General features: G+C 48.4%; 7 protein-coding genes. 4 read left to right on the top strand and 3 right to left on the bottom strand.

Annotated elements, in window-relative coordinates; translation table 11 throughout:
• Nucleotides 1–205 precede the first annotated feature (205 nt).
• On the bottom strand, nucleotides 206–1,963 hold the full coding sequence (locus ACRCZA_RS10445) for a SulP family inorganic anion transporter (protein WP_438674372.1): 1,758 nt from the start codon (nucleotides 1,961–1,963) through the stop codon (nucleotides 206–208).
• Nucleotides 1,964–2,612: 649 nt separating this feature from the next.
• On the opposite strand from ACRCZA_RS10445, the gene ACRCZA_RS10440 reads away from it, so the two are divergent.
• The 3 genes from ACRCZA_RS10440 (at nucleotide 2,613) to ilvN (ending at nucleotide 6,365) form a co-directional block, all read left to right on the top strand.
• Nucleotides 2,613–3,764 carry a multidrug effflux MFS transporter gene (locus ACRCZA_RS10440; RefSeq protein ID WP_438674373.1) on the top strand — a complete coding sequence of 384 codons (1,152 nt, stop codon included), beginning with the start codon at nucleotides 2,613–2,615 and terminating at the stop codon, nucleotides 3,762–3,764.
• Between the two features lie 388 nt (nucleotides 3,765–4,152).
• Nucleotides 4,153–5,871 carry an acetolactate synthase 3 large subunit gene (locus ACRCZA_RS10435; protein ID WP_438674371.1) on the top strand — a complete coding sequence of 573 codons (1,719 nt, stop codon included), beginning with the start codon at nucleotides 4,153–4,155 and terminating at the stop codon, nucleotides 5,869–5,871.
• A complete protein-coding gene (gene ilvN / locus ACRCZA_RS10430) occupies nucleotides 5,871–6,365 on the top strand; it encodes an acetolactate synthase small subunit (RefSeq protein ID WP_438674370.1) in 495 nt (164 codons plus the stop codon). Before ACRCZA_RS10435 ends, ilvN begins: the two co-directional genes overlap by 1 nt.
• 149 nt (nucleotides 6,366–6,514) lie before the next feature.
• On the opposite strand, the gene ACRCZA_RS10425 is transcribed toward ilvN, so the two are convergent.
• The gene (locus tag ACRCZA_RS10425) at nucleotides 6,515–7,411 is read right to left on the bottom strand and encodes a bifunctional methionine sulfoxide reductase B/A protein (protein WP_438674369.1); all 897 of its coding nucleotides are present in this window, start codon (nucleotides 7,409–7,411) and stop codon (nucleotides 6,515–6,517) included.
• A 327-nt stretch (nucleotides 7,412–7,738) separates the two neighbouring features.
• Here ACRCZA_RS10425 and ylqF point away from each other — a divergent pair, with 327 nt between their 5' ends.
• The gene (gene ylqF, locus ACRCZA_RS10420) at nucleotides 7,739–8,680 is read left to right on the top strand and encodes a ribosome biogenesis GTPase YlqF (RefSeq protein WP_438674368.1); all 942 of its coding nucleotides are present in this window, start codon (nucleotides 7,739–7,741) and stop codon (nucleotides 8,678–8,680) included.
• Between the two features lie 574 nt (nucleotides 8,681–9,254).
• Here the strand turns inward: ylqF and ACRCZA_RS10415 are convergent.
• Nucleotides 9,255–10,133: a DNA ligase gene (locus ACRCZA_RS10415; protein ID WP_438674367.1), complete on the bottom strand. Its 879-nt coding sequence runs from the start codon at nucleotides 10,131–10,133 to the stop codon at nucleotides 9,255–9,257.
• Nucleotides 10,134–10,486 lie beyond the last annotated feature (353 nt).

Below are 10,486 nucleotides of genomic sequence, written 5' to 3'. Positions count from 1 at the left end.
TTGGCCTTAAGATGTCTAACGTTAAACTGGCTTACAGTTAAACTGGTGTACATGGGTGACATTGACCCGCCAGCCATCGCCCTAGACAATGAACCTCAACCATCGCGCAACTCATCACACCATTGCGCCCCAAAAGCGCCGCCCGCAATAAATAGCTTAAGGACATGCAACCCCTGCCTCGATATACCCCGCTATCGGACTTAAGTTATAAATGGCTGTGTAATAACACGGAATCATCGGGTAATTTTTGGATCACCGGCGCCTGACCTTCGGCTAAGGCTTGTTTATAGCTTTGATTCATTTTTAAGGCTAAATACAGATCCGGCCGGACCAAAATGCCGCCATCGCCCACCTGCATGCCCGCCTGTTCGAACCAACTTAACATTTGCCGTTTACGCCCTGCGAGCACTAAGCGCACCCCGCGTTTTTTGAGGAGTTGATGCAAATCGGCCAGCATCGCCATAACGCTTAAATCCAGATGGGTAAAACACGGCACTGCATCAATAATAATGCAATCAACAGGTTCGCTCTCACGGACAAATTTTTCCAGTAACCGGCGCTTAAAGTAAGTCGCGTTAAAATAAGTTAAGGGTGAATTAAACCGATAAATAAATACCCCAGGTACCGATTTAGCCTTACCCGAAGCATCCATACTGCGGATCACCCCTTTATCATCAAGACCGAGTACTTGATCGGTTGGCCGCATCACTGTGGCTAAAAATTGAAATAACCCTAATAGCACCGCCAAGGTGATCCCGGGGATAACCCCGATAAACAACACGGCAAACAAGGTAATGCAAGCAAGTAAAAAGGCCGAACGATCCCGCGCGCGAAGGTTCCACAGCGCCTTAAGATCAATCAACGAAATCGAGGCGATGACTAACACCACCCCCAAAGCGGAGCTGGGGATATATTGCAGTGGTGCCGTAAAAAACAGCGCGACCAGACAGATCAGCGCCGCCGCAATAATCGACACTAACTGACTCTTACCGCCGTTAGCATCATTGACCGCGGTGCGCGAATCGGCACCACTGACGGCAAATCCCTGAGAGAGTGCTGAAGCGATATTCGCGATCCCAAGTGCTCTAAATTCTTTATCTGGATCAATATCATAACCATTTTTAGCCGCAAAACTGCGCGCTGTCAGCATCATACTCACAAAACTGACCATGGCTAAGTTAAGTGCCGGGACCACCAGCTCGCGGGCGATCCCTAAATCAAAGGCAGGTGCATGGAAGGGCGGCAAGCCTGCAGTCACCACGCCGACAACCTTAATATCAAAGTGGGTGAGATTAAATAGCCATACCCACAATGCCGCCATGGCCATGGCGCACATGGAGGCGGGCCACAGGGGGCGAAAACGTTTCGCCAAAGCATAGGTCGCTAAGGTCACCACCGCCATCAGCAGCGTCGGTAAATGGGTTTGTGCTAAATATGAAGGGACTGCGCTCAAACGCTCAATCAGATAGCGCTCATCGAAGGTAAAACCGAATATTTTAGAAAATTGTCCAACAATGATGGTAATGGCAACCCCGTTGAGTAATCCCATCAAAATCGGTTTAGAGAGAAAATCGGCAAGCACGCCGAGTTTAAAGCGACTCGCAATCAAACACCAAAACCCCGTCATGGCCGTCATGGTGATCACCAGTTGCCAGTGCTTCATGCTATCACCCGCAGCCAAAGGAGTGACAACGGCGGCGATGACCGCGCAGGTTGCCGCATCTGGCCCGACGATCAACTGTTTAGATGTGCCAAAAAGCGCATAGACCAGCATAGGTAACACACAGGAATACAGGCCAACAGCCGCGTTCACTCCTGTTAATTGGGCATAGGCAATCGCCACGGGTAAGGCAACCGCCGCAACCGATAGCCCTGCCCGCACATCATCCCTAAGCCATTGCCGCTCATATTGGAGTAGTTGCGCCAATCCAGGCATAAAAGCGTCTAAACTTGGGATTTTCACTTGGTATCCTCCTTAAACACATATCCAAGCGATACAGCACCTACTGGGTATCACTCACCACAAGCCGACTTAAGCTTGCTGAACTAAAAAGGGGTAATAATAAGGGGGTTAAGCCATAAAAACCAATCATTACACAACTTCGCCCTTAATAATTTGCAAAACGGCTGCAACAATCACAGTGAGCAAACGCTTCACACGTTGCATCTAGCCCCAGCCTCTGCTTAGCACGTCAGCGATGATTCTCATCAGCAAGTCGTACAAAGTTAATCCCTTACACAATCACGAAAATCCACGGGTGTGATGATTCGTTACACTTTAATCAGGCCATTAACCGAAAGAAAGCCAAGCAATGATTGGTTTATTTGGCCGTGCGACTTACTATGATAAGGCCATCGCCTCGCGGTTTGTTACACCGACGGTTGAGACAATTCATCATACGCTCCCCATAATGACGGCATGGCTTTAGCTAACGTATTGAATCATTAACAACAATAAAAAACTACATGAAAGCTTAAGTTCGACTTAAATCTACAATTAAGAGCAGTTGTCCAGCTCAGCATTTGCTCTTTCACTATCCGAGGTCACTGTGGCGGCACCAGCAACATCTCCCCAACCACATCAGCTCCCCCATCTGGCGCTGCTGATACCTATGCTTGCCGCGATTGTGGCGATCACCCCTTTAGCCATTGACATGTATCTGCCCGCCATGGCCACACTGGCCATTCACTTTAAGAGTGACATCACGGTTGTCCAGCAATCCTTAAGCCTCTATTTAGGGGGATATGCCCTTGGCATGCTCTGTTTTGGTCCCTTAGCTGACCGTATTGGCCGCCGGCCCATGGTCATCATGGGGCTAACGGGTTTTAGCCTAATAAGCGGTTTGATTAGCCTCACCCAGCAAATTGAAATATTTTTGTTACTGCGCTTTTTTCAAGCATGGATTGGCGCTGCAGCCACCGTGGTTGTGCCCGGCTATATTAAAGAAGTTTACGGCGACAATACCGCAAAAGGCATGTCCTATGTCAGCCTAATCATGATGTTAGCGCCGCTTGTTGCCCCAAGTATTGGCAGCTTAATATTAGGCTTAGGCGACTGGCATCTGATTTTTACTCTCCAGTCCAGCTATGGCGCGCTGCTGCTATTGTTAATCCTCCTGCGCTTAAAAATGCCCAGCGATAAAGATAAGGCCAGCCGCAGTCAAAAATCCTTTCTCGGCTCATACGCCACCGTGTTAAGCCGCCAAGGAGTCAAGCTCAATATTGCCAGTGGCGTATTAACCTCCTTTGCATTTTTTTGCTACCTCACCGCGTCACCGTTTATCTATATGGAAGTGTTTTCCTTAGATAAATCATTTTTTGCCATCCTATTTAGTAGCAATGTTGGGGCCCTGATGTTAGCCAATATCCTCAATAGTCGAGTCGTTGGTCGTTATGGCTCAGCACGCATGTTACATATGGCCACCTTCTGTGGCGCCATAGCCAGTAGCGGACTATTACTGGTCAACCTGCTTGAGCTCAGTTACCACTTCACCGTGATGATGTTAATCCCGCTGATGGGTAGCTTAGGGATCATGTCGGTGAATGCCGATGCGATTGTGCTCATGAAGTTTAAACAAGAAACCAGCACGGCAACCGCCGTTATCGGCACCTTGCGCTTTGGCTGTGGCGCCCTTGCCGGTCCACTACTGGCCCTGTTTTACAACGGCACCGCAGTGCCCTTCTCGGCCTTAATGTTAAGCGCAATTCTATTAGTGGCCATTTGCCAATTTTATCGTCCTCGCCATCCACAGCCAGGGTTATAAGGCAAAGAAAAGCGGCAATCCCACAAAATGATGTTCTCGCATCATTTTGTACATTTAAACATATAACCAATTGAATAAAATGGCTTATATAGATTGATGATTGCAAAAATCCAAGCCTTAATATGCCTTAAAATCCCCCATAAACGTGAAAATATCTCAAGTAAACGGATTTTTACACAAAAGGCTTGAAATGTTGCCTTATTGTAATATGATGAAATTCTGTTCATTGCAACAGCCGCTGCATCCTAGGGGATGAGTTGCTTGCCATGCATGCGCAAGCCCAGCAATTGAGGGCCTGAATTACCCTTCAGGCTTAACTTTAGAGCGATTACCGTCGCTGTAACACCATACTGTTTACCGTAACGGTACGATGCAATAGGAGTTTCACATGGAGATGTTATCTGGCGCTAGCATGATAGTGCGTTCCCTGATCGACGAAGGTGTAAAACACGTTTTTGGCTATCCTGGCGGTTCTGTATTAGATATCTACGACGCCCTGCACGTTATTCCCGGTATTGAACATATTCTGGTGCGCCACGAGCAAGCCGCGGTGCACATGGCCGACGGTTACGCCCGCGCAACAGGTAAAGTCGGCGTCGTGTTAGTCACATCAGGCCCTGGTGCCACCAATGCCATCACAGGTATCGCCACCGCTTACATGGACTCCATTCCCCTTGTGGTGTTATCCGGCCAAGTGCCCAGCAACCTTATCGGCAATGATGCCTTTCAAGAATGCGACATGATAGGGATCTCCCGCCCAGTCGTTAAACACAGTTTTTTAGTGCAAAACCCAAAAGACATCCCAGAGATCATTAAAAAAGCATTTTATATCGCTGCCACGGGCCGACCCGGCCCCGTCGTGGTGGATCTGCCCAAGGATTGCCTCAACCCTGCGCTATTGCACGAGTATATTTATCCCGAAAACATCAAAATGCGCTCCTATAACCCGACGACCTCAGGCCATAAAGGCCAGATCCGCCGCGGCTTACAGGCGCTACTCGCGGCCAAAAAACCGGTGCTGTATGTTGGCGGCGGTGCCATTATTTCGGGTTGTGATAAACAAATCCTTAAACTAGCAGAAACCTTAAATATCCCAGTGATCAGCACCTTAATGGGGCTTGGTGCCTTTCCTAGCACCCATCAAAACAGCTTAGGGATGCTTGGCATGCACGGCCGCTATGAAGCCAATATGACCATGCACCACTGCGATTTAATTTTTGGTATTGGGGTCCGTTTTGATGACCGAACAACCAATAATGTGGAAAAATATTGCCCCAATGCCACCATTTTGCACATTGATATCGATCCGTCCTCCATTTCAAAAACCGTGCGCGTCGACATCCCCATCGTAGGTAGCGCCGACAGTGTGCTCGATAACATGTTAACCCTGTTAGACGAATCGACGGAGCGCAATGATAGCGCGGCAATCGCCCTATGGTGGCAAGAGATCAACCAATGGCGCCAACGTCAATGCTTAGCCTATGACAAAGAAAGTCACCGCATTAAACCTCAACAAGTGATCGAGACGCTCTATAAGCTCACTCAAGGTGATGCCTATGTCGCCTCCGACGTCGGTCAGCATCAAATGTTTGCAGCGCTTTATTATCCCTTTGATAAACCACGGCGCTGGATCAATTCCGGAGGCTTAGGCACCATGGGATTTGGCTTACCCGCCGCAATGGGCGTTAAACTGGCCCTCCCCGATGAGACCGTGGTTTGCGTCACCGGTGATGGTTCTATCCAAATGAATATTCAGGAGTTATCGACCGCCCTGCAATATGATACTCCGGTCAAAATTATTAACTTAAACAACCGCTTCCTCGGCATGGTTAAGCAGTGGCAGGATATGATTTATTCTGGCCGCCATTCCCATTCCTATATGGACTCAGTGCCGAATTTTGCCAAAATTGCCGAGGCCTATGGCCATGTTGGTATGACCATTAGTGATCCGGCCGAGTTGGAAAGCAAAATGGCACAAGCCCTCGCCATGAAGGACAGATTAGTGTTTATCGACATCATGGTGGATGAAACTGAGCACGTTTACCCAATGCTGATCCGCGGTGGGGCGATGAACGAAATGTGGCTGAGCAAAACGGAGAAATGCTAATGCGTCGTATCATATCAGTGTTATTAGAAAACCAATCCGGCGCCTTATCTCGCGTTGTCGGCTTATTCTCCCAACGGGGCTATAACATCGAAAGCCTAACCGTGGCGCCAACCGAGGACATCACCCTCTCGCGCTTAACCGTGACGGTTGTGGCCGATGAAAAAATTCTCGAACAAATTGAAAAACAACTGCACAAACTCATTGATGTGCTAAAAGTCTCTAATATCACGGAGTCGGCCTATATTGAGCGTGAACTCGCGCTTATCAAGGTGCGAGCCCAAGGGGAATTACGCGAGGAAATTAAACGCACTGCCGACATTTTTCGCGGCCAAATTGTCGATGTCACGGCAAATCTATACACTATTCAATTGGTTGGAACCAGTGAAAAGCTCGATGCCTTTATTCATAGCATGGCAGAGGTGACTAAAGTGGTCGAAGTGTCCCGCTCTGGCGTGGTGGGGCTTGCCCGCGGTGAAAAGGCGATGAAAGCCTAACTATCGCCCACCCCAGTAACGAAAGTCACCCCATCGTTCTCGCCGTCAGGGAGCCTTATCGGCTCCCTGAGGTTTTTACATACTGTTAAAAATAGAATGTGTTTAAAAATGCAACGCTTACCTTGCTCGGGGTTATTTTTGTGACGCGGTTATTTTTGTTGCTCGGCAAATAACGCCTGAATTTTTTCAACTTTAGGACGGATCACCCGTTGGCAATAAGGCTGCTCACCGTGTAAGGCAAAATAATTATGGTGCTCAATTTCTGCCGGGTAAAAGGCTTCAAAGTCGACAAGTTGCGTGACTATCGGCGCGTCAAACACCTGCGCCTCGGTCAATTGGGCTATCATTTGGGCAGTTTGCTGGCGCTGCGTGGCATTATGGGCAAAGACCACGGAGCGATATTGTGGGCCTTGATCATGCCCTTGGCGATTGAGGGTAGTCGGATCGTGACTGGCAAACAACACCTGTAACAGGGTCAAAAAATCCACTTGCTGCGGATCAAACTCAATTTGGACAACTTCAGCATGGCGAGTTTTTCCCGAACATACTGAGGCATAATTAGCGTCCTTCTCCGCGCCGCCGGCATAGCCAGAAGTGACTTTGTCAACGCCCATTAATCGGCTAAAAATCGCCTCTACACACCAAAAGCACCCCGCCCCAAAGGTGGCCAGTTCAAGGCGCTGCGGCCGCTGTTCCACCCCTTGAAAAATTAACGACACTGAATTCACACAATGACGAATATTTTTAGGTGTTAAGCGTTCGCCTTCAAATACATGGCCTAAATGCCCTCCACAGCGGCTGCACACGATTTCAGTTCTACGACCATCGGCATCGAGATGGCGACGCACTGCGCCCGGGATCTCGTCATCAAAGGCTGGCCAGCCACAGTGAGCATTAAACTTATCATCAGAGCGATACAGGGGAGCATGGCATTTTTTACATAAATACAGCCCCTTGGCAGTATGGTGATAATATTCACCACTAAAGGGTCGTTCGGTGCCTTTTTCTTCAATGACATAACGTTCAAACTCAGTTAATTGAGCCATAGTGATCCCCTTAAGATACAGGCGAATTCGCCCTTAATAACGTTGTTGGAGCGCCCCGGACAAAGATAAGTTCACTTAGGTCCTTTTAGGCCCTTGGCTCGTGAGCCATCAGCCACACCCTACTCCATAACCACACCATAATGATACCGTCACCGCTGGGCAACGGCTTAAGATCGCCCGCCTCAGTCACGCTTATTTCCCAACGATTCAGTTGCCCTTATCCCCACGCTATCAACGCCAACGGCACCGAAGACGCTTTTTTTATGACATTCGTCGGCTTCAGGGTAGAATAGCCCCTCTTTAAGATATTTAGGACAAAGCGTTATCATGGCAATTCAATGGTATCCAGGACATATGCATAAAGCACGTAAAGAGATCGAAGAGGCCATGCCTCAAGTCGATCTGGTTATCGAAGTGCTCGATGCCCGTATTCCTTACAGTAGCGAAAACCCCATGGTGGCAAAGCTTCGTGGCGATAAACCTTGTATTAAACTGCTCAATAAGTCTGATCTTGCCGATCCCCAAGTTACCGCAGACTGGATTGAGTACCTTGAACGGGAGCAAGGGGTAAAGGCGACAGCCATCACCACCTTACAAGCGGCCATGGTGAAAAAAATTCCTGATCTCTGTCGTAAACTGGTGCCAAGCCGCGATAAAAACGATAAAGACATTCGCACGATGATCATGGGGATCCCGAATGTGGGCAAATCCACTATTATCAATACCCTAGCAGGTAGAGTGATCGCGAAAACCGGCAATGAGCCCGCCGTCACGAAAAGCCAGCAACGCATTAATTTGCGTAATGGTATTGTGTTATCAGATACGCCGGGGATTTTATGGCCTAAGGTTGACAACGAAGCCAGCAGCTATCGCCTTGCCGTCACTGGTGCTATCAAAGATACGGCGATGGAATATGAAGACGTGGCACTGTTTGCGGCGGGCTACTTTTTAAGCGCCTACCCGAAGGAAATTTGCGAGCGTTATAATCTCAGTCAATTACCCGCTGATGATATGGCGCTCCTTGAAGAAATTGGCCGTAAACGCGGTGCCCTTCGCCCCGGCGGGCGGATTGATTTACACAAAGCCTCGGAGCTGTTATTGCATGAATATCGCTCGGGTAAAATTGGCTTATTGTCGTTAGAAACGCCCGCGATGGCTGAGGTCGAAAAGGAACAGGTAGCACGTATTCTGGCTGAAAAAGAAGCTGAAAAAGCCGCAAAACTTGCCGCAGAGAAGCTTAAACGCTCGGGTAAACGCCATAACGACTAAGGTCTACATCGCTAAACCGTTACCTTTTACTCTGTGTTACTTTACGTCCGTATAACTCTAGACTCAGTCACTTTAGACTGAGTCACTTTAAACCGAGTCACTTTAAACCGAGTCGTCTTAGATTGAGTAACCCTAGATTGAGTAACCTTAGTCCGTGCAGTCTCGGCCACAGCGTACCTGATGTTGTGGCCAACCATTTTCCTCTTCTGCAGCCAGTGCCAATCACGCACTGGCGTCATTGCATTTAGGCTAGATTCTGGCGTCGCTTTTTACCAATCCCACCAGCAATGCTCTCCCTACCCCAACACAATCTGGCAATGCACTCGTTAAATACAATCTTTCAATACAATCTGGCAATGCACTCGTTAAATACAATCTTTCAATACAATCTTTCAATACAATCTTTCAATACAATCTTTCAATACAATAGGTAAATACAATCGTTAAATAGTAGCCAATATCAACCAACAAAAATAAAACACTATAAATCATGAAGTTATTCATATTTAGTGATTGAAGGACACTGAATCAATCACATCTCATGCGAGCCACATCAGCCATTGACTCTAAGCCGTTAAGGTTGCTCGTCTGCCTTATTGCTTGGCTCACTCTCACTTCTGACTCGCAAAAAACGGGCAAATCGAGGTAAACCCTTTGACGTTAAACCTAGGTATTTGTAGGTGACAATCGCGCCAATTGCCGGGGGATGCTGCCGCTGCGTCACAGTAAATCCAGTGCCAAGACTAAATATGCGCCCATCGGGAGTTTGAACCCTGAGTGCGCCCATGAGGCCGGCAAATTGGCCTTTACCGGCGATATGAGCCATGACTTTAGCCTCTGCATCAAAATAGGGTTTTAATTTCATTAAATGAGGGTTACGGCCCGCACGATAGAGGGCGCTGCGCCGATGAAGCATTAGGCCTTCGGCCCCTTGAGCCACAACGCTATCGAGTGTTTGGTAAAGCTGCTCAAGACTTTCCACCGAAAACTGCTCAATCACTTGAATATAAGGTGATTTACCTTGGATAAGCTGCTGCGCAAACTGATAGCGCTCAGCAAACGTGCCCGCATGGTGGGGCAAATCAAATACCATAAAGCGTACCGCCCGCCAATCCTCCTCCCGCCCACTTGATTGCCGAATTAAACCAGAGACTGCGTCAAACTGCCCGCGTCCTAGCCATAATTCTCCGTCGAGCGGGATAGGTGGAAAATCGGCGCTAAACCATTCGGGCACGATAATCGGATGGCCTTGACGCGTCCAAAACCGCTGTCCATCCCAGTAACCGCGAACGCCATCAAGTTTTTCGCTCACTAAAAACGCGCGGATATCGACCTTAGGGTTAAATTCGCTGGCAAGTTGAATATGAGGTGCTTGGGGAGTGGCATAAAGTGGAGCGGCCACCAACAAAAGCAGCACTCCGAGGCGTTGCCAACGGCGCGCGATGAATACCATGAGGCTCACTTTGCACTGATAACCAACCTGTCGGGGCTCGCCATGTATCAGCTGAAGTAGGTCGCCATCCTTGAATACCGTAAGCCTGTTGCGTTGAGCCATTCCCTTGCCCCAAAAGTCCCTGTGGTGTGACGTCAGAGTGTAGAATCAAATGACAGCCTTCGCGAGTCACCTTCGCCCTGTGTCGTATAATTCAACAAATCATCCGATACCATGCCTTTCACTGAGCGTCAGGGCAACCTGAATTACCACTCTGACTATTTATCCCCTGTATTTATCGGGTTATACTGGATTGATTCATTCACCTGCACAGAAATGATTGAAAAATAATCACATTTTAAATTAATGTGCAC

The sequence above is a fragment of the Shewanella sp. genome, from assembly GCF_051658185.1.
Classification (GTDB): domain Bacteria; phylum Pseudomonadota; class Gammaproteobacteria; order Enterobacterales; family Shewanellaceae; genus Shewanella.
The sequence above is the reverse complement of the archived record's forward strand: the minus strand, read 5'-3'. Positions and strand labels throughout refer to the sequence as shown.